The organism is Nocardia sp. NPDC019219 (assembly GCF_040632645.1).
Classification (GTDB): Bacteria; Actinomycetota; Actinomycetes; order Mycobacteriales; family Mycobacteriaceae; genus Nocardia; species Nocardia sputorum.
This window is the reverse complement of the sequence record NZ_JBEYCG010000021.1, coordinates 24,571-45,327: the sequence shown is the minus strand read 5'-3', so window position 1 is coordinate 45,327 and position 20,757 is coordinate 24,571. Positions and strand designations below refer to the sequence as shown.

Annotated in this window: 21 protein-coding genes and 1 riboswitch; of the genes, 12 read left to right on the top strand and 9 right to left on the bottom strand. The window is 69.8% G+C overall.

From position 1 onward, the window contains the following. The gene (locus ABZ552_RS30250) at nt 1–1,290 is read left to right on the top strand and encodes an acyl-CoA dehydrogenase family protein (protein WP_281873571.1); all 1,290 of its coding nucleotides are present in this window, start codon (nt 1–3) and stop codon (nt 1,288–1,290) included. A 15-nt stretch (nt 1,291–1,305) separates the two neighbouring features. On the opposite strand, the gene ABZ552_RS30245 is transcribed toward ABZ552_RS30250, so the two are convergent. Next, nucleotides 1,306–2,004: a helix-turn-helix domain-containing protein gene (locus ABZ552_RS30245; RefSeq protein ID WP_357441375.1), complete on the bottom strand. Its 699-nt coding sequence runs from the start codon at nt 2,002–2,004 to the stop codon at nt 1,306–1,308. A gap of 89 nt (nt 2,005–2,093) precedes the next feature. Here ABZ552_RS30245 and ABZ552_RS30240 point away from each other — a divergent pair, with 89 nt between their 5' ends. The 8 genes from ABZ552_RS30240 (at nt 2,094) to ABZ552_RS30205 (ending at nt 7,725) form a co-directional block, all read left to right on the top strand. Beyond that, on the top strand, nt 2,094–3,236 hold the full coding sequence (locus tag ABZ552_RS30240; protein WP_357441373.1) for an acyl-CoA dehydrogenase family protein: 1,143 nt from the start codon (nt 2,094–2,096) through the stop codon (nt 3,234–3,236). 94 nt (nt 3,237–3,330) lie between these two features. Then, nucleotides 3,331–3,867, top strand: coding sequence for a DM13 domain-containing protein (locus tag ABZ552_RS30235; RefSeq protein WP_281873575.1), 537 nt, complete (start codon nt 3,331–3,333; stop codon nt 3,865–3,867). Between the two features lie 126 nt (nt 3,868–3,993). Beyond that, nucleotides 3,994–4,125 (top strand): hypothetical protein, encoded by a 132-nt coding sequence (locus ABZ552_RS30230; RefSeq protein WP_281873576.1) that lies wholly within the window; start codon nt 3,994–3,996, stop codon nt 4,123–4,125. A 53-nt stretch (nt 4,126–4,178) separates the two neighbouring features. Beyond that, the gene (locus tag ABZ552_RS30225; RefSeq protein ID WP_281873577.1) at nt 4,179–4,724 is read left to right on the top strand and encodes an HNH endonuclease; all 546 of its coding nucleotides are present in this window, start codon (nt 4,179–4,181) and stop codon (nt 4,722–4,724) included. A gap of 28 nt (nt 4,725–4,752) precedes the next feature. Continuing rightward, nucleotides 4,753–5,025: a WhiB family transcriptional regulator gene (locus ABZ552_RS30220; RefSeq protein WP_063019924.1), complete on the top strand. Its 273-nt coding sequence runs from the start codon at nt 4,753–4,755 to the stop codon at nt 5,023–5,025. Nucleotides 5,026–5,205: 180 nt separating this feature from the next. Beyond that, nucleotides 5,206–6,810, top strand: coding sequence for a VWA domain-containing protein (locus ABZ552_RS30215; protein WP_281873579.1), 1,605 nt, complete (start codon nt 5,206–5,208; stop codon nt 6,808–6,810). Nucleotides 6,811–6,904: 94 nt separating this feature from the next. Beyond that, nucleotides 6,905–7,246, top strand: coding sequence for a metalloregulator ArsR/SmtB family transcription factor (locus ABZ552_RS30210; protein WP_281873580.1), 342 nt, complete (start codon nt 6,905–6,907; stop codon nt 7,244–7,246). Continuing rightward, the gene (locus tag ABZ552_RS30205) at nt 7,243–7,725 is read left to right on the top strand and encodes an SRPBCC family protein (protein WP_281873582.1); all 483 of its coding nucleotides are present in this window, start codon (nt 7,243–7,245) and stop codon (nt 7,723–7,725) included. The genes ABZ552_RS30210 and ABZ552_RS30205 overlap by 4 nt, the downstream gene beginning before the upstream one ends. A 27-nt stretch (nt 7,726–7,752) precedes the next feature. Here the strand turns inward: ABZ552_RS30205 and gcvP are convergent, their stop codons facing one another. The 8 genes from gcvP to ABZ552_RS30165 form a co-directional block, all read right to left on the bottom strand. After that, complete coding sequence (gcvP, locus tag ABZ552_RS30200; protein ID WP_357441369.1) at nt 7,753–10,563, bottom strand: aminomethyl-transferring glycine dehydrogenase; 2,811 nt, start codon at nt 10,561–10,563, stop codon at nt 7,753–7,755. 157 nt (nt 10,564–10,720) lie between these two features. Beyond that, nucleotides 10,721–10,820: riboswitch (glycine riboswitch) on the bottom strand. Between the two features lie 93 nt (nt 10,821–10,913). After that, on the bottom strand, nt 10,914–12,266 hold the full coding sequence (locus ABZ552_RS30195) for a M14 family zinc carboxypeptidase (RefSeq protein ID WP_281873585.1): 1,353 nt from the start codon (nt 12,264–12,266) through the stop codon (nt 10,914–10,916). A 136-nt stretch (nt 12,267–12,402) separates the two neighbouring features. After that, the gene (locus ABZ552_RS30190; RefSeq protein WP_039797830.1) at nt 12,403–12,960 is read right to left on the bottom strand and encodes a MerR family transcriptional regulator; all 558 of its coding nucleotides are present in this window, start codon (nt 12,958–12,960) and stop codon (nt 12,403–12,405) included. Between the two features lie 187 nt (nt 12,961–13,147). Then, nucleotides 13,148–13,621 (bottom strand): bifunctional nuclease family protein, encoded by a 474-nt coding sequence (locus tag ABZ552_RS30185; RefSeq protein ID WP_040866482.1) that lies wholly within the window; start codon nt 13,619–13,621, stop codon nt 13,148–13,150. 159 nt (nt 13,622–13,780) lie between these two features. Then, nucleotides 13,781–14,584, bottom strand: a complete 804-nt coding sequence (locus ABZ552_RS30180; protein WP_281873589.1) for a MerR family transcriptional regulator — start codon at nt 14,582–14,584, stop codon at nt 13,781–13,783. Between the two features lie 95 nt (nt 14,585–14,679). Beyond that, a complete protein-coding gene (locus ABZ552_RS30175; RefSeq protein ID WP_043690204.1) occupies nt 14,680–15,165 on the bottom strand; it encodes an FHA domain-containing protein in 486 nt (161 codons plus the stop codon). Between the two features lie 168 nt (nt 15,166–15,333). Beyond that, on the bottom strand, nt 15,334–15,732 hold the full coding sequence (gcvH, locus tag ABZ552_RS30170; protein WP_281873591.1) for a glycine cleavage system protein GcvH: 399 nt from the start codon (nt 15,730–15,732) through the stop codon (nt 15,334–15,336). Nucleotides 15,733–15,774: 42 nt separating this feature from the next. Continuing rightward, on the bottom strand, nt 15,775–16,422 hold the full coding sequence (locus tag ABZ552_RS30165; protein ID WP_281873592.1) for a CDP-alcohol phosphatidyltransferase family protein: 648 nt from the start codon (nt 16,420–16,422) through the stop codon (nt 15,775–15,777). A 164-nt stretch (nt 16,423–16,586) separates the two neighbouring features. Between ABZ552_RS30165 and ABZ552_RS30160 the strand changes: the two genes are divergently transcribed. The 3 genes from ABZ552_RS30160 to ABZ552_RS30150 all read left to right on the top strand — a co-directional run bounded on the left by ABZ552_RS30160 (nt 16,587) and on the right by ABZ552_RS30150 (nt 20,739). Then, on the top strand, nt 16,587–18,281 hold the full coding sequence (locus tag ABZ552_RS30160; RefSeq protein WP_281873594.1) for a GMC family oxidoreductase: 1,695 nt from the start codon (nt 16,587–16,589) through the stop codon (nt 18,279–18,281). A gap of 50 nt (nt 18,282–18,331) precedes the next feature. Then, nucleotides 18,332–19,729, top strand: coding sequence for a DUF2252 domain-containing protein (locus tag ABZ552_RS30155; protein ID WP_281873596.1), 1,398 nt, complete (start codon nt 18,332–18,334; stop codon nt 19,727–19,729). 113 nt (nt 19,730–19,842) lie between these two features. Then, nucleotides 19,843–20,739 carry an NERD domain-containing protein gene (locus ABZ552_RS30150; protein WP_281873598.1) on the top strand — a complete coding sequence of 299 codons (897 nt, stop codon included), beginning with the start codon at nt 19,843–19,845 and terminating at the stop codon, nt 20,737–20,739. The last annotated feature ends 18 nt before the right edge of the window (nt 20,740–20,757 follow it).

Genomic DNA, 20,757 nt, shown 5'->3' with positions numbered 1-20,757 from the left:
ATGGCTTGGGATTTCGAGACCGATCCGGAGTACCAGCGGAAACTGGACTGGGCGGCGGAGTTCGTCCGCACCGAGGTGGAGCCGCTGGACCTGCTCTACCCCAATCCGTACGACCGCACCGACCGCGAGGCCACGGCGCTGCTGCGGCCGCTGCAGGAGCAGGTCAAGGACCAGGGCCTGTGGGCCTGCCACCTCGGACCCGAACTGGGTGGTCCCGGCTACGGTCAGATGAAGCTGGCCCTGCTCAACGAGGTGCTCGGCACGTCGGTGTGGGCGCCGTCGGTATTCGGTTGCCAGGCACCGGATTCCGGCAACGCCGAGATCCTCGCGCACTACGGCACGCCGGAGCAGAAGAAGACCTACCTCGAGCCGCTGCTGGCCGGTGAGATCGGTTCCTGCTACGTGATGACCGAGCCGACCGGCGGTTCGGACCCGACGCTGTTCCGGACCCGCGCGGTGCGCGACGGCGACCACTGGGTGATCAACGGGGAGAAGTGGTTCAACTCCAACGCGCAGTTCGCCGCCTTCCACATCGTCATGGTGGTGACCGACCCCGAGGTGAGTCCGTATCGGGGCATGTCGATGTTCATCGTGCCCGCCGACGCTCCCGGCCTGGAGATCGTGAAGAACTATCACGTCGCCGGATTCAGCGAGCACGAGGGCCATCTGCGGTTCACCGACGTCCGCGTCCCCGCCGATCACCTGCTCGGCGCGGAAGGCGACGGCTTCGTCGTCGCGCAGACGCGGCTGGGCGGCGGCCGCGTGCATCACGCGATGCGCACGGTCGCCATGGTCCGCAAGGCGTTCGACATGATGGCCGAGCGAGCGGTCTCTCGTCCGATGCGCGGCGGGCCACTGGCCGGGTTGCAGATGACCCAGGAACGCATCGCCGACAGCTGGATCGAGATGGAGCAGTTCCGGCTGCTGGTGCTGCGTACGGCGTGGCGCATCGACAAGGAGCAGGACTACAAGAAGGTGCGCAAGGACATCGCCGCCATCAAGGTCGCCATGCCCAAGGTGATGCACGACATCGCCCAGCGCGCGCTGCACCTGCACGGCGCACTGGGCGTCAGCCAGGATCTGCCGTTCGTCGACATGCTCACCTACGCCGAGGTGATGGCCATCGCGGACGGCCCCACCGAGGTGCACAAGATCACGCTCGCGAAAGAGGTGCTGAAGGACTACGCCCCGGCCGACCCGGTGTATCCGAGCGGATACCGGCCTGCGCTGCGGGAGAAGGCGCGCGAGCTGGTCGCCCGGCGCCTCGAGCACGTCGTCGGGAACCTCTGAAGTCGGCGCGCGGGTTCAGGACGCGCGTCGGGCCGTCGCGTCCTTGTGCGAGGTGTCCACGTACCCGGCCACCGGGCTGAGCCGCAGCACCGACGGCATCCGGCGGGTGAGCGCGGGCGGGCCGGTGAACGTCACCCGGCCCGTCCGCAGCGCGTGCGCCAGCGGCAGCCGCCCCAGCCACACCTGGTAGAGCGAGGCGACGTCGGCACCGATCGCGACGTCCACGGGATAGCCGGGGTCGGACTCGCACACCGAGGGCACGCCCGCCTCGACCACGATCCAGAAGCGCCGCGAGTCGTCGGTGAAGCGCACCAGCAGGACGTGCCGACGCCCGGGGAACGACGAGGTGTCCACTCGTGTGTGCATCCACCACACCAGCAGGGCGGGGTCGCGCTCGTCCGCGCGCGGCGCGCCGAAACTCCAGCGCGCGCCCCATTCGCCGAGGCCGAACAGGATCGGCTCGAGCTCCCGCCCCGCGTCGGTGAGCAGGTATTCCCCCGCCGGCCTTTCCACCAGCCCGGCCCGTTCGAACTGCCGCAGGCGTTTGGCGAGCAGGCTGCGCGACAGACCGGGCAGGCCGCGCGCGAGGTCGTTGAACCGGGTGGTGCCCAGCAGCAGGTCGCGCAGGATCAGCAGCGACCAGCGCTCGCCCACCAGGTCGAGCGCGCGCGAAATCGGGCAGTACTGGCCGTAACTCGGCGGCGGAGTCGTCATGGCACCTCGCGGACGGGGTCTCGTTTCTGGACCGGCGAGGTCCACTTTCTGCACTATCCGGTTATCGCGGCCGTTCTTAGTTTCGAAACATGACCACTACAGCTCCTGCCAGCACCGACACCACCGCCATCGACTGGATCGCCCGCGCACGCCGCGTCGGCGAGACCCTTCGTCCTGGAGTCGCCGAACGCGACCGCTCCGGGGAGATCTCGCTCGCCGCGTTCGACCTGCTGCGCGAGAGCGGACTGTCCGCGGCCCTCGTGCCCGCCGAGTTCGGCGGTGGCGGCGTCACCCACCGCGAGATGGGCGAGATCCTACGCGAACTGGGTCGTCACGACCCCTCCACCGCGGTCGCCTTCGCGATGCACACCCACTTGGTCGCCGCCCAGGTGTGGCGGCACAACCACGGCATCGACGCCGCACCGCTGTTCGCCAAGGTGCTCGCGGGCGCGATCCTGGTCAGCACCGGCGCCTCCGACTGGGTCGGCTCCAACGGCCGCGCCGAGCGCGTCGACGGCGGCTACCGGGTGCACGCGCGCAAAGCCCCGGCCAGCGGATGCGAGGCGGGCACCGTCTTGGTGACCAGCGTGCGCTGGGACGACGCACCGGAAGGCCCGCAGGTGCTGCACTGCGCCGTACCGTTCGCCGCCGACGGCGTGCGGATCGAGCGCACCTGGGACACCCTCGGCCTGCGTGCGTCCGGTTCGCATACCGTCGTGCTGGAGGACGTGTTCGTGCCCGACGCGGCGGTGTCACTGGCCCGTCCCGCCACCGTCTGGCCGCCACTGCTGAACGTCGTGCTCGGCGCCGCCATGCCGCTGGTGATGGCGGCCTATCTCGGCATCGCCGATGGCGCGGTCGACCTCGCGACCACGCTGGCGGCGGGGCGGGCCGACGCGCCGACCGTCCAGCTGGCGGGTGAGATGGCCACCGCGCACACCGCCGCGGGCGACCTCGTCGACGCGATGTTCGCCGCGTCGGAGAACCTGCGTTTCGCCGATACCGATCAGCACGCGAGCCGGACGCTCAGCCGGAAGACCGCCGCGGCGGACGCGCTCGTGCGCACCGTGCGCTCGGCCATCGAAACCGTCGGCGGCCTGGGTTATTCCCGCACCTGCGAACTCGAGATGCGCTACCGCGACGTGCACGGCTGTCTGTTCCACCCGTTGCCCCGTGCCAAGCAGACCCACTTCACCGGCCGCGTCCTGCTCGGCCGGTCCCCGCTCGGATGACGCCGATCCGTTCCGTCGACGCCGCCACCGCTTCGCCCCCATAATCGGACGGGGGCGAGCACCGGCCCTTTCGACGACGCTCCGAGGAGAAGCCATGGCGTCCGCACGCGGAATCGCTCGATCGCCGATCACGTGGGTCTTCGCGGTGCTGCTGGTGGCGGCGCTGGGCGTCGGACTGGCCGTGTTCCAGCCCTGGCGGCTGTTCACCGACACCACCGTCGAGGAGGCCGCGCCGTCGGTCGCCGCGACGCCCGCGCCGGGCGGCGCTGACGCACAGCCCCGCACGCTCGCCCAGGGCACGTTCGTCTCGCACGAGCACGCGACCTCCGGCGGCGTGGTGATCCTGCGGCTGCCCGACGGCAGCAGAGTGCTGCGCGTGGAGAACCTCGACACCTCCGACGGACCCGACCTGCACGTGTGGCTCACCGACGCGCCGGTGCGCGAGGGCCGCGACGGCTGGTTCGTCTTCGACGACGGCCTCCACACCGACCTGGGCAAGCTCAAAGGCAACCGGGGAAGCCAGAACTACGCCATCCCCGCCGACGCCGACCTGGCCCGGCTGACCAGCGTCGCGATCTGGTGCGACCGGTTCAACGTCTCCTTCGGCGCCGCCGAGCTGCGACCGGCCTGACCCCGCGTACCCCTGCCGCGCACTGCCGAAAAATGACCCGACAACGGCGGGTGCGCTGTGCCACCATGTGTTTCGGCACCGGCCACCGCCTCGAGGTGGCCCCCGAGCAGTGAGAGGAGGGCGGCAGTGAATTCGAAGACGACCAAGCGAACGGCGAGCTGGGCGGCGCAAGCGTCGGCCACGGGCGGCACGTTCGGCAGGCCGATGCGCGCACGGCACGGCGAATCGGATCACAGCCGCCTCCAGGCCATCGGCTGATCGCCGTATCCCGTTCTCCTTCGCTCGATTCCGCATGAAACATGGTGATTCCCATGACGTTCCTCCGTGCCGCCGACCAGGCGGCGATAACCGCCGACAACTGGATACACACCGGGGTCCTCGTCCTCAATGCCTCCTACGAGGCGCTCGACGAGGTCAAGGCCGACCGGGCCGTGGTGCTGCTGGTCGCCGGAGCCGCGGAGTCGGTGGCCGACCGGGAGCCGCACTTCCCCATCCGGTCGCGACACATGGAAATCGCGCTGCCGCAGACGATTCGGCTGCTGCGCTACGTCTACCTGGAGCACACCGTGCTGGTACACGACGAGAGCAGGGCCACGCTGGCGGGTGTGCTGCGCCGCGACCGGAACCGGTGCGGCTACTGCGCCGGGTGGGCACGCACCGTGGACCACATCCGGCCCCGGTCGCGGGGCGGCCCGAACACCTGGAGCAATCTCGTGGCCTGCTGCGCGCCGTGCAACGCGGCCAAGGCCGACCGCACCCCGGAAGAGGCGGGCATGCGCCTGCTCTGGGAACCGAAGGCCCCCACCCATCAGGTCAGGCAGCAGCGCCGGATCTGGAAGCAACTCGCCGCGACCTGACCACGACCCGAGAAAGGAGACGATCGCGATGACGCGCACCGAGACCACCGCCGTCGCGGAGCTGACCCTGGCCGACCTGCTCCCGCTCTCGGATTCCCGAGGGTGGCACCGGGCGGCCTGCCGCGGCGACCCCAACCACGAAGCCTGGTTCCCGTACCCGTCACAAGACTTCGATTACGCCCGCGAAGTGTGCGCACGCTGTCCGATCCGGGACGCGTGCGGTGACTTCGCCGCGCGCACCGGGCAGTCGGGTGTCTGGGGAGGGCACGAGTTCGACCGCGGACGAGTGATCCGCCACTGAAGTCCCGCCGTCGCGCCGTTCCGGGTGCGACGGCGGCACTCCCGGATGCGGTTCCCGCGCGTGCCGGTCGGGGGAAGCCTCGCGGAATTCGCGCCGAGCGGGTGACCATACACTGAGCGCGTGGGCACTCATCGCAGCGGAACCAGGTCCCGGGGCGTCAGCAAAGGTCCGGTTATCGCGGTGGTTGCCATTGCGTTACTGGCCGCGATCGTCGTCGGCTGGTTCCAGCTGCGTGATCGCGCGGCGGATCAGGACAGCGCGGCGGCAGCCGAATGCGTGGAGGGTCCCGCGACGCTCTACGTGACGGCCGATCCCAGCATCGCGGCGCAGGTGCGGGCCGCCGCGGACGGCTACAACGCCACCCAGCCGAAAGTGCGCGACCACTGCGCCAAGGTCGAGGTGACCGCGCGGCCCTCCGCGGCGGTCGTCGCGGCGTTCACCAGCGGCAAGCCGTGGGACCAGGCGCTCGGCCCGCAGCCGGCGCTGTGGATCGCCGATTCGACCCGCTCGATCGAGTCCATGCGCGTCCCCGGCCTGATCGAGGGCACGCCGGTGTCCATCGCCGCCAGCCCGATCGTGCTCGCGGTGCCGGAAGACCTGCGGCGCGCGCTGGAGCAGGCCGACGTGTCGTGGGCGGATCTGCCGCAATTGCAGCAGGGCTCACTCGGCGAGATCGGGCTCAGCGGGTGGGGCGGACTGCGGATGGCTCTTCCCTCGGGTGACGCCACGCTGGCCGCGGCCGCGGCGGTCGGATCCGCGGTCTCGGGCGCCGAGCCGCTGAGCGAGCAGGCCGCACAGTCCGGTCAGGTGGTCGCCGCGATCTCCGGACTCGCCGCCGACGCCCCCGAGTCCGCCGACACCGCGGCCGCGCTGGCGGAGATCACGACACAGGACGCGCCAGTGCACGCGATTGCGGCAACCGAACAGCAACTGAATGGTGTCGCCGGCGTCGCCGCCTTCCACCCCGCCGGGTCCGCACCCGTGGCCGACTACCCGGCCGCGCTGATGTCCGGCGCCTGGGTGGACAAGACGCAGAACCTCATCGCCGGACGGTTCACCGACTACCTGCGCAAGCCCGAGCAGGCGCAGGCCTTCCTCGCGGCGGGCTTCGGCAGTGCGCCGCCGGCCGCCGCGGCCGCCCCGGCGCGTGGCGCACTCGACAAAGTGCGCGCCACGCTGGCGAATCCCGTGCTCGGTGTGCAATCGACCGTCCTCGTCGACGTGTCCGCGTCGATGGGAACCGCCGAGGGAACGACGACGCGCTTGGCGAACGTCCTCGCCGCCCTGAACTCCACGATGACGGTGATGCCGCCCGACTTCGGCCTCGGCGTGTGGACCTTCGGCAAGAACCTCGACGGCAACACCCCGTACCGGGTGGCGGCCGCCACCGCCCCGCTCGGTGCCGACCAGCGGACGAAGATCAGTACCGCGCTGACCTCGGTGCGCCCGAGCGAAACCAAGGCCGACCAGGCGTATCCTTCCCTGATCGCGGCGTACAAGAGCGCGGTGGCCGGGTACACGCGGGGCCGCACCAATTCGGTGCTGCTGATCACCGATGGACCCGACGACGATTCCACGGTCACCGGCACCCAACTCGCCGCGGACATCACCGCCGCGACCGACAGCGCCCGCCCCGTCCGCGTCGACGTGATCGTGCTCGGCGGCAGCGGCACCCAGACACTCCAGGCCCTGGCGCAGCAGACCGGTGGCCACTACACCCGGCTGGCCACCTCCGATGACATCGGCTTCGGCAACGCCGTGGTTCAAGCGCTCACCACACCGTAGTCCCGGCCCTTTCGACCGCTACCGCCGGAATTCACATACGTCACTCGCCCGGCGTCGTAGACATTCCGCATTGGTAAGTTTAGACTTACGGTTCGTGGGGACTTACCGAGATGCGGCACTGGACGCACTGGGCGATCCGACGAGGCGGGCGATCTTCGAACGCCTCGGCAAGGGGCCGTGCGCGGTAGGACAGCTGGCCGAGAGCCTGCCGGTGAGCAGGCCCGCCGTCTCCCAGCACCTCAAGGTGCTGGAACAGGCCGGATTGGTGACCCACGAGGCGGTCGGCACGCGCCGGGTCTATCGCTTGAATCCCACCGGCATCGACGCGCTGCGCGCGTATTTCACGCACTTCTGGACGGCCGCCATGTCGGCTTTTCAGGACGAAGCGAACCGGCGGGCCACCGAAAAACGAGCCACCAGCGAGGAGCAGTCATGACACAGCAGGCCAGCGAGAAGGACGTGCGCGTCGAACTCGTCATCGACGCACCCATCGAGACCGCGTACGAGGTGTTCACCGCCGGCATCGACAGCTGGTGGCCGCGCGAGCACCACATCGGCACCGGCCGGCTCACCGAGGAGGTGATCGAGCCGCGTGTGGGCGGCCGCTGCCTCGGCCGTGAGGAGGACGGCACCGAATGCCCGTGGGGAACCGTGCTCGTGTGGCAGCCGCCCACCCATTTCGCGTTCTCCTGGGAGATCGGGTTGGACTGGAAGCACGAGCCCGATCCGGAGCGCGCCAGCCGCGTCGATGTCACTTTCTCGGCCCTCGCTCCCGAGCGAACCGCCGTCACGCTGGTGCACTCAGGTTTCGACAAGCACGGCCCCGGCTGGGAATCCATGCACGACGCGGTCGGCAGCGCGGGCGGTTGGCCGGACCTGGTGAACACCTACGCGAAGGCGGCTGCCGCGGGATGACCGCGGGGTACGCCCCGAGCCGGCGGTTCAGCCCGCGTAAGCCTCCAGCGGCGGGCAGGCGCACACGAGGTTCCGGTCGCCGTAGGCGCCGTCGATCCGGCGCACCGGCGGCCACACCTTCGCCCGGGCATGCGCGAGCCCGCGCGGATACACGGCGACTTCCCGGCTGTAGGGGTGCTCCCACTCCCCCACCAGCGACGCCGCCGTGTGCGGCGCGCCGCGCAACGGATTGTCGGTCACCGGCCACACGCCCGCGGCGACCTGGTCGATCTCGGCGCGGATGGCGATCATCGCCTCGATGAAGTCGTCCAGCTCGGCGAGGTTCTCGCTCTCGGTGGGCTCGACCATCAGGGTTCCGGCGACCGGGAAGCTCATGGTCGGCGCGTGGAATCCGTAGTCCGCGAGGCGTTTCGCCACATCGTCGACGGTGACGCCGGTCTGCTTGGTGATCTCGCGCAGGTCCAGGATGCACTCGTGGGCCACCATGCCGTGCTCGCCGGTGTAGAGCACCGGGAAGTACTCGTCGAGCCGCCGCGCGATGTAGTTCGCCGAGGCGATCGCCGACAGCGTGGCGCGGCGCAACCCGTCGGCGCCCATCATGCGAATGTAGGCCCAGGTGATCGGCAGAATCGAGGCCGAGCCGTACTTCGCCGCCGACACCGCGTGCGATCCCGCTTCCAGCGGATCGCCGGGCAGGTAGCGTGCCAGGTGCGCACGCACCGCGACCGGCCCGACGCCGGGACCGCCGCCGCCGTGCGGGATGCAGAAGGTCTTGTGCAGGTTCAAGTGGCTCACGTCGCCGCCGAACCGGCCCGGCCGGGCCAGGCCGACCAAGGCGTTCAGATTGGCGCCGTCCACGTAGACCTGGCCACCCGCGTCGTGCACCAGCGCGCACAACTCGGCCACCTCGTGCTCGTAGACGCCGTGCGTGGACGGGTAGGTGATCATGATGCAGGCCAGCCGATCGGCGTGATCGGCGATCTTGGCCCGCAGGTCGTCGAGATCGACGTCGCCGTTGGCGCGGCACTTGACCACCTCCACGCGCAGCCCGGCCATGGCCGCCGACGCCGCGTTGGTGCCGTGCGCGCTGGACGGGATCAGGCAGGTGTCGCGATGGGTGTCACCGCGGTCGAGGTGATAGCGGCGGATGGCCAGCAGCCCGGCGTACTCGCCCTGGCTGCCCGCGTTCGGTTGCAGGCTCACCGAGTCGTACCCGGTGATGTCCGACAGCCAGCGTTCCAGGTCGGCGATCACCTTCAGCAGGCCGGGCGCGTCCTCGACCGGCGCGTAGGGATGCACGCGCGCGAAGCCCGGCCAGGTGATGGACTCCATCTCCGCGGCGGCGTTGAGCTTCATGGTGCACGAGCCGAGCGGGATCATGCTGCGATCCAGCGCGATGTCCTTGTCCGACAGCGCGCGCAGATACCGCAGCATCGCCGTCTCGGTCCGGTACTTCGTGAACGCGGGGTGGTTCAGGAACTCCGAGGTGCGGTTCTCGATCGCCGCGACCGGCGCGGACGCACCGGACTCGGTCGACACCGCGGTGCCGAAAGACTCGAGCACGGCCGCCACATGCGCCTCGGTGGTCGCCTCGTCGCAGGCGATGCCGACGTGGTCGGCGTCTACCAGGCGTAGATTGATGCCGCGCGACTTGGCTTTGGCCACAACGGCTTCCGCGCCTCCTGGCACATGCGCGAGCACGGTGTCGAAGAAGCTGTCGTGCACGACCGCGCCGTCCAGCCCGGCCGCGATCGCCGCGGCGTGCCCATGCACCCGGCGGGCGATCGCCCGCAATCCGCCGGCGCCGTGGTAGGAGGCGTACATCGCGGCCACGATGGCCAGCAGCACCTGCGCGGTGCAGATGTTGGAGGTCGCCTTCTCCCGGCGGATGTGCTGCTCGCGGGTCTGCAGCGCCAGCCGGTAGGCGACCGCGCCGTCCGCGTCCACCGAGACGCCGACCAAGCGGCCGGGCAGCTGGCGGGCCTGCGCCTGCCGCACCGCGAGGTATCCGGCGTGCGGGCCGCCGAAGCCGAGCGGGACGCCGAAGCGCTGGGTGGTGCCGAAGCACACGTCGGCGCCCTGCTCACCGGGCGGCGTGATCAGGGTCATGGCCAGCAGATCCGCGCCGATCGCCACCAGCGCGCCGCGCTCGTGCGCCGCCGCGATCAGACCGGTCCGGTCCAGGACGCGACCGGAGGCTCCCGGCGTCTGCGCCAGGACACCGAAGAACTCGCCGTCGGGCAACTCGCCGGTGGACAGGTCCGCCTCCACGATCTCCAGGTCGAGCGGCTCGGCCCGGGTGTAGAGCACCGTTCTGGTCTGCGGGAACAGATCCGTGTCGATCAGCAGTCGCCGGGACTTCGCCTTGCTCGCCCGACGCAGCAGCGTCATCGCCTCGGCGGCGGCGGTGGCCTCGTCCAGCATGGACGCGTTGGCGACGTCCATGCCGGTCAGCTCCGACACCATCGTCTGGAAGTTCAGCAGCGCCTCGAGCCTGCCCTGGCTGATCTCGGGCTGATACGGCGTGTATGCGGTGTACCAGGCGGGATTCTCCAGCAGGTTGCGCACCAGCACCGGCGGGGTCAGCGTGTCGTAGTAGCCGAGCCCGATCATCGAGGTGGCCACGGTGTTGGAGTGCGCCAGTTCCGCGAGTTCGGCGAGCACCTCGTGCTCCGAACCCGCCGCGGGCAGCCCGGCCAGGCCCGTACCGTCCAAGATGCTCGCGGGCAGCGCCGCCGCGGCCAGGTCGTCCAGCGACGCCACGCCGACGACGTCCAGGATCCGGGCCAGTTCCTCCCGGTCGGGTCCGATATGGCGGTCGGCGAATGAGCGAGTCACAACAGCTCCCAAGGTCGGGCGGGGTCGGCCAGGCGGTCGACGGGTACCGGCCCTCCCCCTCTGTCGTGGCGCCTGAGAGATTCGGGTGCCGCGACCGGTGGCCGAGACCCTTTCCCCATGGGCGGGCAGCTCGAAGCCACCGCTTTCCAGAGGCGCCGAAGCCCGCACGGTCCTTTTGCCTGAGAGATTGACGGGGAGGTGCTGCTCCTTCGGCGCTCGGGCTCTTTTCGAGACCGAGACTCTCCCGCACGGCGGCGACGCACCGTCAGTTTATGCCGACGCCACGCCGCAGCGCGCCACGGGACCCCGCCCGCGCCGTGTTGTTCTGGTCACTCGAGCGACCAGCGCCGTCAGATCGCCAACCCCGCCCGCAGCCTCGTCGCGGCCAGCATGATCGACTCCGCTTGAATGCCCACCAGACGAGCCAGCGGCACCGCGACACCTGGTGCGTTCTGCTCCACGTCCGCGCACCATTGCTCGAAGATCGCGGCGAACCGGTCCCGTTCGGCTGCCAGCACCGGCGCCGCGCCGCGCGCGTATTCGTCCTCCAGCAGGCGCAGCAGCATGCCGCCCAGCCGCAGACGCAGCATCGCGGTCCAGTCGTACTGCCCGACGAAGATCTCGCCCCTGGTCGCGATCCGATCCCGTTCCGGCACAGTCTGTCTGCTCACCGCGAGACCCGGCAGCCCGGCGACCAGCGCGCGCACCGACCGCTCGAACGGGCTGCGGCCGCTCAACTCGCCCTCGACGCGGGCGAGCACCTCCGAGGCGACCTCGGCCATGGCTCGATAATCGGCGGCCGTGGCGTCGAGCAGGTCGCCCAGCACGCGGTCGCCCGCCGAACCGTCGCCGATCCGCGCGTCGACCCACAGCGGCAGTTCGCACACCAGGATCGCCGTGCCGTAGCGCGCCGCGTAGTCCCGGCAGCCGCCCCCGCCCAGCGCGGTGACCGCGTCCAGGCCCTGGGCCGCGAGCAGATCGGCCATCGCCTCGAAGCGCGGCAGTTCGAAGACGCCGGGGGCCAGTGTCCTGGCGCCCGGCGCATCGGGTTCGCCCTGGTAGATCGGCACATCGGCGGCGGAGAGGCGGGCCGTCAGCGCGGACCAGTACCCGGGGTCGCCGCCGGAGGTATAGAAGAAACCACCGCCGAATTCCGCGTTGTGCAGCGAGGCGATCAACGCCGGCCGGGTCCGATCGATCAGCGACATCATCGCCTCGGTCTCGGGAAGCGGCACCCCGACGCGCCGGCCGTGCCACTCGGTCGGGAAGCACCATTCGGGCTGTTCGACGGCGGGCGGCCGGTAGAAGCCGCGCGCGACGCGGGTCCTGGTGTGCGGCCCGGGAAACCAGCCCTCGTTCAACCGCGTTCCGTCCGGGTCGACGCACAGCAGGAAATGCCACGTGGCGCCCACGGTCACCGATTCGTCGGCGGCCATCCGGCCCAGCAGGTGGCGAATGGTGGCCATGCCGATGGGCTCGTTCGGGTGCGGATTGCCGAAGACCAGGATGTGGCGGTCGCCCGATCCGACGGTCACCTCGCGGATCGGACCGCCGCCACGAGACCGGCCGAGTTCGGTGATCGAGACCCGGTCGGGATGACCCGCGGCGAGCGCGTCAGCGAACGCGTCGAGTTCGTCGACGGTCGGAAACGCGTCGATCCGGCCGATCGGCCCGACCAATCCGGTGATGTCGCCTGCCTGCACGGCGCCCCCCTTCTCGCTGCCCGCCCCTCGTCCCGCCGCCAACGGCGCTGTCGCACACCACGGCCGGGGCGGCTGCCCGCCTCACCCGGCCGTGGAAGCGTTCGTTCCCGGTGTTTCCCGCTGGACTGGGCGAATTCTAGCCCGTCTTGCGGTTCATCCGCGCCTTCCGACGGAACGACAGCTCGTCCTCCGGGCGTTCGGTGATCGCCGACGCGCGCTCCGCGGGGAAATTGGCGATGGCGCCCGTCAGTTCGCGCATGGCGCCGCTGACCGCGATTCCGAAGACTCCCTGCCCGCCCTGCAGTAAATCGACGACCTCCTCGGCCGAGGTGCACTCGTAGACCGAGGTGCCGTCGGAGAACAGGGTGATGCCCGCGAGATCCTGGACGCCGCGGCTGCGCAGATGATCGACCGCGATCCGGATGTTCTGCAGCGAGATGCCCGCGTCGAGCAACCGCTTGACGATCTTCAGGACCAGGATGTCCTTGAACGAGTACAGCCGCTGACTCCCCGAACCCGCGGCGCTCCGGATGGAGGGCACCACCAGACCGGTGCGCGCCCAGTAATCGAGCTGCCGGTAGGTGATTCCGGCCACCTGGCACGCACTGGGAACGCGATAGCCGACCAGATCGTCAGGTACCGAATCGTCGGGGAACAGGCCTGGCTGTACCACATCCTGCGATTGCTCTGCCACTGACCACTCCCTTGCTTCGCCGACGCATTCCCAGCCTCATCGATGACCCGGCTCCGTCACCGACCGAATCGGTGCGGATTCGGCCGAAACGGTCGTGGCCCAACTGTCGAGATTACTCCCCACGATTGTCCAGGGAGCGGCGTCATCGAGCCAAACGCGACGCGCGGGGAAAGTCTCGACCTCTACTTCAGCTATCGGTCGCCTTGAAGTCGTCGGGGGACACCGACTCGAGAAACTCCTTGAACTTCTCCACCTCGTCCTCGCGCTCATCCGGCATCACGAGGCCGGCTTCCTCGAGCACCGACTCCTCGGCATGGATCGGGCAACCCACCCGCAAGGCAATCGCAACCGAATCCGACGGCCGCGCCGAAATCCGCAGATCGTTCTCGAAGACGAGATCGGCGTAGAAGGTGCCCTCCTGCAGATCCACGATCCGCACCTCCTTGAGGGTGTGCCCCAGCTCGGTGATCAGGATCTTGATCAAGTCGTGCGTCAGCGGGCGGATCGGGGTCACCCCCTCCTGTTCCAGCACGATCGCCGTCGCCTCGGCCTGCCCGATCCAGATCGGCAGATACCGGTCACCCGCCACTTCCCGGAGCAACAGCACGGGCTGGTTCTGTGGCTGCTCGACACGGATGCCGATCACGCGCATTTCGCTCATCGCACTGCCTCCCATACTCGCCGCCGGCCCGGCATGACCGCTGCAGAGCTCGCCGTACCACGAGTCTAGGCGAACCCGCACCGGTCCAGCGATCCGTCTGCACAGCCGAAATCACCGTGTTGGGTCGCCGAAACCTCCGGACCGGAGGCCCGCCGGGAGTCAGCCCCCGAGCGAGCCCCGGACCGAGGACTTCACCAGACAGGTGTGCAAGGTCAGCGACAGCGCGGCCAGTTCGCGCACCGTCTCCTCGGCACGGGCGCGCGCATCCGCGTCCCGGCTCTTCGCGATCGGAGCGACGATCTGCGCCACGAGCGCGGCCTCCCGGTCGGCGGCCAGCTTGAACGCACGCAGATGCCGTGCCTCCAAACCGAATTCGGCCATCGCCCGGGCGGTCTTGGCCAGCGTGACCGCGTCCGCGTCGAAGTACCCCGCCGGACCGGGCGTGATCAGGCCGGCCCGGATGAGGTCGTTGAGGAACTTCTCCTCGATCCCGGCCTGATCGAGCAGATCGGCCCGGGTGATCCGGATTTCGTGATCGAACCGCAGATCATCCGGGGAGATCTCGCTCGGCACGACGCCGAGCCGGCGAGGCGCGGCCACCGGGCGCACGCCACGATCGGAATCCGGTGCGGCCGGTCCGGCCTCCGGCGTGCCGCGCCCGGAATCCGGCGCCCCGGACCGGACGGAATGCGCTCGGGCGCGGGCTTCCCGCACGCCGAGCGTCGCCGCACCGCTGTCGATTGCCTCGAGCTGTTCCTTGATCACCTTCAACGGCAGGTACTGATCGCGTTGCGCGGTCAGTACGAAGCGCAGCCGTTCCACATCGGCCACGGAGAACCTGCGGTAGCCCGAAGGCGTCCGCTCCGGCCGGATCAGGCCCTCCGCTTCCAGGAAGCGGATCTTGGAGATGGTGACGTCGGGAAAGTCGGGGCGCAGCAGGTCGAGCACGGAGCCGATCGACATTCCTCCGCGTGCCCACTGCGCCGCACCGGTCACAGCGCTGGGTCCTTCATGACTCCGAGCCTTTCATGAGTGGGCGCGACCCGGCGCCGACGCTGTCATAGACTCCCCGCGCCCGCCGACGAGTCGGTCACCTGGGCGCGCGGCCCGGTGAGGAACACCAGCCGGAACTTGCCGATCTGGACCTCGTCACCGTTCTGCAGTTCCGAGGAGTCCACCGGCTCCCGGTTCACATACGTGCCGTTCAGGCTGCCCACATCGACGACCTGGAACGAATCGTCGTCCTGACGGAACTCGGCGTGCCGACGGCTGACGGTGACGTCGTCGAGAAAGATGTCACTGTCGGGGTGGCGCCCCGCCGACGTGGTCGGCTGATCCAGCAGGAACCGCGAGCCCGCGTTCGGGCCGCGCTTGACGACCAGGAGGGCCGCGCCAACGGGCAGACCCTCGACCCCTTGGACCGGCTGCTCGCCGGTCGGCTCTCCGGAGCGCGACGCGTCGACCTCGTTCAGGAAATCCGCGCGGAAGACCGACGTCGTCTCGGCCGCGGTCTCCCCGTAACCCGGGTCTTTGTTCTCGCTCACCGTTTCTCTCCTCCTCGAACCTGATTATCCCTGCAAGCAGGTGATACCTCTGGTACCACGACCTGCCGTCGAGTCTCTAGATTCCCGGCACGACCGCCGGGTGCATCTGTTGGCATTGACCGTACCCTGCCGGGCCGCACCCGTGCAGGTAGAACTGGGAAGGCTGCTTCAGCCCCCGATAACTCCTTGATAACCTGCGGCATCCAGCAGTTCACCGAGTGTCACGTCGAGACTCGCCGCGTCAGCCACCTCCAACTCGAACAGCCACCCGTCACCGTAGGGATCGGTGTTCAACGTCTCCGGCTCCGAGTTCAGCAAGTCGTTCACCGCAACGACTTTCGCGCTCAGCGGGGCGTAGATGTCGGACACGCTCTTGGTCGACTCGACCTCCGCGATACTGTCCGCGGCGGCCACGTCCGCGTCCGCCTCGGGCAGCTGCACGAACACAACGTCACCGAGTTGAGACTGGGCGTAGTCGGTGATGCCCACCCGCACCCGGGTCGGTGCGATCCGGCGTACCCACTCGTGCTCCTCGGTGTAGCGCAGATCGTCGGGGGTCTGGGTCACAGGCCGTCCTTTCGTTTGAACGTTGCACGCAAACTCTATCGGCTACGCCGTCCGGTGCCCCACAGCCGGTATCGCTCTTGCGATCGCGATGGCTCTGCCGGTATAGAGCACGCCGGTCCAGAGATAGACCGCGGTGCCCCAGATCAGCAGTGCCCCGCCGAAAGCCCGCCCGAAACCGGCGGCCGCCCAATCCATCTGCCCGGCCAGCAGCCAGGGCAGCGCGGACATCAGCGCGAAAGTGGCCGCCTTGCCCAGATAGATCACCTCCGGCGGGGGCAGTTCGCGGCGTTTGTACACCGAGAGCGTGGCGGTGAGCACGAGGTCGCGGACGACCAGCAGCGCCGCCACCCACCACGGCATCAGGCCACGGATCACGAAGGCCGCCAGCGTGGTGACCAGATACAGCCGGTCCACGAACGGATCCAGCAGCGCCCCCAGCCGCGAGGACTGGTCGAGCAGCCGGGCGAGCTTGCCGTCCAGGAAGTCGGTGACGCCGCTGGCGACCAGTAGGGCGAACGCCCAGCCATCGGCCCGCTGGATCAGCAGCAACCACAGGAACAGCGGAACGCCGAGCAGCCGCAGCACGCTGAGCACGTTCGGCACGGTCAGGACGCGGTCGGCGAACACGCCTCGCCCCGCGCCGTCGGCGGCGCTCTCCTCCGGTTGCGCTGTGCCCGAGTCGGTTGTCACGACCCGTGCATACCCCACCGACCCCGGTTCCCGCCATCTCCACGCGCCGATTTTCCGCACAGCGGCGCGGCGCGCCCATGCGAGGATGGTTTCCGCCACAGCGCGGCGGTGACAGAATGATATGAAGAATTTCTCACCGTGTGGCCGGTGAGCGAGAGGAAGTCATGTCCGCATTCGACTACGACGTGGTGGTGATCGGTTCCGGCTTCGGCGGCAGCGTCAGCGCCCTGCGGCTCACCGAGAAGGGTTACCGGGTCGGCGTGCTCGAGGCAGGCCGCCGATGGCGCCCCGAGGACATCCCGCGCACCAATTGGAATGTGCGCAAATCGATCTGGGCTCCACGCCTCGGCCTGACCGGGCCGCAGCGGATCAGCCTGCTCGGCAAGTGCGCCGTGTTCTCCGGCGCCGGCGTCGGCGGCGGCTCGCTGATCTACGGGAACACGCTCTACGAACCGCTGCCGAACTTCTACACCGATCGGCAGTGGGCCCACATCACCGACTGGCGCGCGGAGCTGGCGCCGTACTACGACCAGGCCAAGCGGATGCTCGGTGTCGCGCCGAATCCGCGCACGACCCCGGCCGACGAGGTGATCCGGGAGATCGCCGAGGACCTGGGCGTGGCCGACACCTACCACCCGACCGAGGTCGGCGTGTTCTTCAACGAGAGTGATCCCGGCACGGAAGTCGACGACCCGTACTTCGGCGGCGCGGGCCCGCGCCGCACCGGCTGCGTGCACTGCGCGCGCTGCTTCACCGGCTGCCCGCACAACGCCAAGAACACCACCACCACGAACTATCTCCACCTGGCCGAGCAGGCGGGTGCGCAGGTGCACCCGCTGACCACCGCCACCGCCGTGCGGCCGCTGCCCGGCGGCGGGTACGCCGTGGACACCCAGCGGCCGGATCGCTGGATCCGCAAGCAGAGCAGAACCTTCACCGCCGAGCAGGTGGTGTTCGCCGGGGCCGCGCTGGGCACCCAGAAGCTGCTGCACAAGATGCGGGACGACGGTGCGCTGCCGCACTTGTCGCCCCGGCTCGGCGAACTGACCCGGAGCAACTCCGAGGCCATCTTGAACGTGGTCAGCCGCGCCCGCCGTGATTTCGCCGAGGGCATCGCGATCACCTCCTCGATCCACCCGGAGCCGGACACCCACGTCGAGGTGTGTCACTACGGCAAGGGCCAGAACGCCCTGTTCCCGATGTCGGTGCCCATCGTGGACGGCGGCGCGTTCCGCTTCCTGCGGTTCCTGCTGGCGATCGTGCTGCACCCCCTGGTGTTCCTGCGCAGTCTCGACGCGCGGCACGCCTCGGAGAAGTCGGTCATCCTGCTGATCATGCAGTCGCTGGACAACTCGCTGACTTCGTACCGCCGGCGCGGGCGGCTGCGCACCAGGCAGGGCACCGGCGAGCCGAACCCGACCTGGATCCCGCTGGCCCACGACATCGGCCGGCGCTTCGGCGCGAAGGTCGACGGCGACACCCACGGGCTGATCATGGACGTGTTCGACATTCCAGCCACCGCCCACTACATCGGCGGCTGCGTGATCGGCGACAGCCCGCAGACCGGCGTGGTCGACCCGTACCAGCGGGTCTACGGCCATCCCGGCCTGCATGTGGCGGACGGCTCGGCGGTGACCGCCAATCTCGGCGTGAACCCGTCGCTGACGATCACCGCGCAGGCCGAGCGCGCGATGGCGTTCTGGCCCAACCGCGGCGAACCCGATCCCAGGCCGGAACCGGGGTCGCCCTACCGGCGCATCGCTCCGGTGGCCCCGGCGCATCCCACGGTGCCCGCGGCGGCGCCGGGCGCGCTGCGCCTGCCGATCGAGCCGGCGCCGCCCCGCATTCCCGCGCAGTGAGTGCGAGACCACACCGCGAGACGGGACCGCACCGGCTAGCCTGAGCCGTTGTGTCAGACAGTGGTATCGACCTGCGCTCCTACGTGCCGGCGGAGGAGATCCTGGCCCGCGGACGGGCCTTGCGTCAGCGGGTTCCGGTCATCGTCAGGGACCGGGAGGCCACGAGCGTGCGGCGCCCCGGGGTGCTCGACTTCGTCGCGGCGAGCAACGCAGGCCGGCTACCGCACCTGATCCCGCTGCGGATCGGGCGGATGATCGCCTCGCCGTTCACCTTCTACCGGGGCGCGGCGGGTCTCATGGCGGCCGATCTGGCCGGTGGCCCGGACAGTGGGCTCACCGCCCAGCTGTGTGGTGACGCGCACGCGGCGAACTTCGGCCTGTACGGCACCGCACGCGGCGAGATCATCATGGACATCAACGATTTCGACGAGACCGTGCCCGGCCCGTGGGAGTGGGATCTGGAGCGCCTCGCGGCCGGCCTGGTGCTGGCCGGGCGCGAGGCGGGCGCCGACGAGGACGAATGCCGCACCGCGGCGCGCGACGCCGCCCGCTCCTACCGCCTCGCCGTGGACGAACTGGCCGCGATGCCGTTCATGGCGTCCTGGTGCGCGCTGCCCGACGAGTCGGTGATCGCCCGCGCCAAGGCCGACGCCCTGCTCGACGACTTCAAGAAGGCCGCCAAGAAGGCGCGCAAGAACACCAGCGCCAAAGTGGTCGCCAAGTGGACCGAGCACCTCGAGGATCACCAGACCGGAATCCGCAAGCACCGCTTCGTCAGCGATCCCCCGATTCTCACCGCGGTGGACGAGCACGTCGCGGAAGCGGTGATCGGCGGGCTCGAGCGCTACGCGGGCACCCTGCCCGAGTCGCGGCGCACCCTGCTGACTCGATTCGCGGTGTCCGACGTCGCCTTCCGGATCGTCGGGACCGGCAGCGTCGGCCTGCACAGCTACCTCGCGCTGCTGCACGGCAACGACGGCGAGGCACTGGTCCTGCAGGTGAAGCAGGCCGCCCCGGCGGCGCTCGCCCCGTTCCTGCCCGCGCCCACCGTGCGGCACGAGGGTGAGCGAATCGTGCAGGGCGCCAGGCTGGTCCAGGCCGAGTCGGACATCCTGCTGGGCTGGACCTCCCTCGATCCGACCGGCGACGGCACCGAACTGCCGTTCATCGTCCGGCAATTCCGCAATATGAAGGGCAGCATCGATCCCGCCGAACTACCCGCCGACGATCTCGACGACTACGGACGGCTGGCCGGCGCACTGCTGGCCCGGGCCCACTCCCGTTCGCTGGATCCGCGGCTGCTCTCGGGATACCTGGGCGGCGACGAGCGCTTCGACGCCGCGGTGGCCGCGTTCGCGGTGCGCTACGCCGACCGCACCGAGGCCGACCATGCCGAACTGGTCGAGGCGGTGCGGGCGGGCCGGATCGAAGCCGCGGACTCGGAGTAGCGCGTCCGCCGGGCCGCGTCCGACACGCCGCCGCTCGGCACGGGCGCGGCGAATCCGTTGCGGCACCTCGTATCCTGTCCACTGTCGAGTGTCGACGTGAAGGGTGGCCGCCAATGCTCGTGCGAGTCCAGAACGCCGCGGGAACGAATGCCGAGCGCACGCTGATCGATTGGCTGCGCACCTGGAAGGACTCCTCGAGTCCGCACGGTGTCGCGACGATCACCTGCGGCCTGTTCCACAAGGATCGGCTGCACCAGTTCGACGCGGTGATCTGGACGCCGACCAGCTGCGTGGTGATCGAAGCCGACGCGCTGGTCGCCCGCCAGGACGGGGTCCTCGAGGTCCCCTTGAACGGCGAGTGGACCATCAACGGCGAGCCGGTCGCGACCGAGAGCCGTGATCGCCGCACACCGCTGGACAAGTCGCGCGAGCACACCTTCGCGTTGCAGGAATGGCTGGCCGCCCGTGGTCTGGGGCAGCGCGTCGTGCACGGCGTCGCGCTGCTCGTCCCGTTGCCGGGCGCCCAGCTGCAGCTCGAGCAGCGGTGGGCCGATCCGAGTTTCGACGTCATCATCGGCGACGACCCGGGTCGGCTGCGGCACTACTTCGACGCGCTCGCCACCGAGGAGAAGTTTCTCTGGACGGCCAACGACGTCGCCGTCGCGTTCCGCGGCCTGGGTATCCTGCCCTATCTGCCCGCGCCGCAGGAACTGCTCAACGAGGGCTTCCTCGGCCCGATCGACATCACGCTCTGGCACGGCGGCCCCAACCAGGCCCAAGCGGAGGCCTACGCGGAGGAACTCGCGCAGGCCGAGCGCGAGGCGCAGGCGTCCCGCTTCGTCGTCCGCGCGCCGTGGTACAGCCCGTGGAAGCTGTATCCGCGGGAGTCCGGCGACCTCGACTTGGGCCGCGCGGTGATGCGCACCGTCCTGGCCATCGGCATGGTTATCGCCTTCGTGTGGGTGCTGTGGTTCCTGGTCACCGCGCTCGGGGCGTACGGACCGGGCTGATCGGCCGCGAACGCGTGC

Coding starts and splice junctions, on each gene's coding strand:
- ABZ552_RS30160 (WP_281873594.1), top strand. CDS start 16,587: ATGTCCGCATTCGACTACGACGTGGTGGTGATCGGTTCCGGCTTCGGC.
- ABZ552_RS30205 (WP_281873582.1), top strand. CDS start 7,243: ATGACACAGCAGGCCAGCGAGAAGGACGTGCGCGTCGAACTCGTCATC.
- ABZ552_RS30180 (WP_281873589.1), bottom strand. CDS start 14,584: ATGTCGATCGGCTCCGTGCTCGACCTGCTGCGCCCCGACTTTCCCGAC.
- ABZ552_RS30150 (WP_281873598.1), top strand. CDS start 19,843: ATGCTCGTGCGAGTCCAGAACGCCGCGGGAACGAATGCCGAGCGCACG.
- ABZ552_RS30235 (WP_281873575.1), top strand. CDS start 3,331: ATGGCGTCCGCACGCGGAATCGCTCGATCGCCGATCACGTGGGTCTTC.
- ABZ552_RS30250 (WP_281873571.1), top strand. CDS start 1: ATGGCTTGGGATTTCGAGACCGATCCGGAGTACCAGCGGAAACTGGAC.
- ABZ552_RS30225 (WP_281873577.1), top strand. CDS start 4,179: ATGACGTTCCTCCGTGCCGCCGACCAGGCGGCGATAACCGCCGACAAC.
- ABZ552_RS30245 (WP_357441375.1), bottom strand. CDS start 2,004: ATGACGACTCCGCCGCCGAGTTACGGCCAGTACTGCCCGATTTCGCGC.
- ABZ552_RS30185 (WP_040866482.1), bottom strand. CDS start 13,621: ATGAGCGAAATGCGCGTGATCGGCATCCGTGTCGAGCAGCCACAGAAC.
- ABZ552_RS30220 (WP_063019924.1), top strand. CDS start 4,753: ATGACGCGCACCGAGACCACCGCCGTCGCGGAGCTGACCCTGGCCGAC.
- ABZ552_RS30240 (WP_357441373.1), top strand. CDS start 2,094: ATGACCACTACAGCTCCTGCCAGCACCGACACCACCGCCATCGACTGG.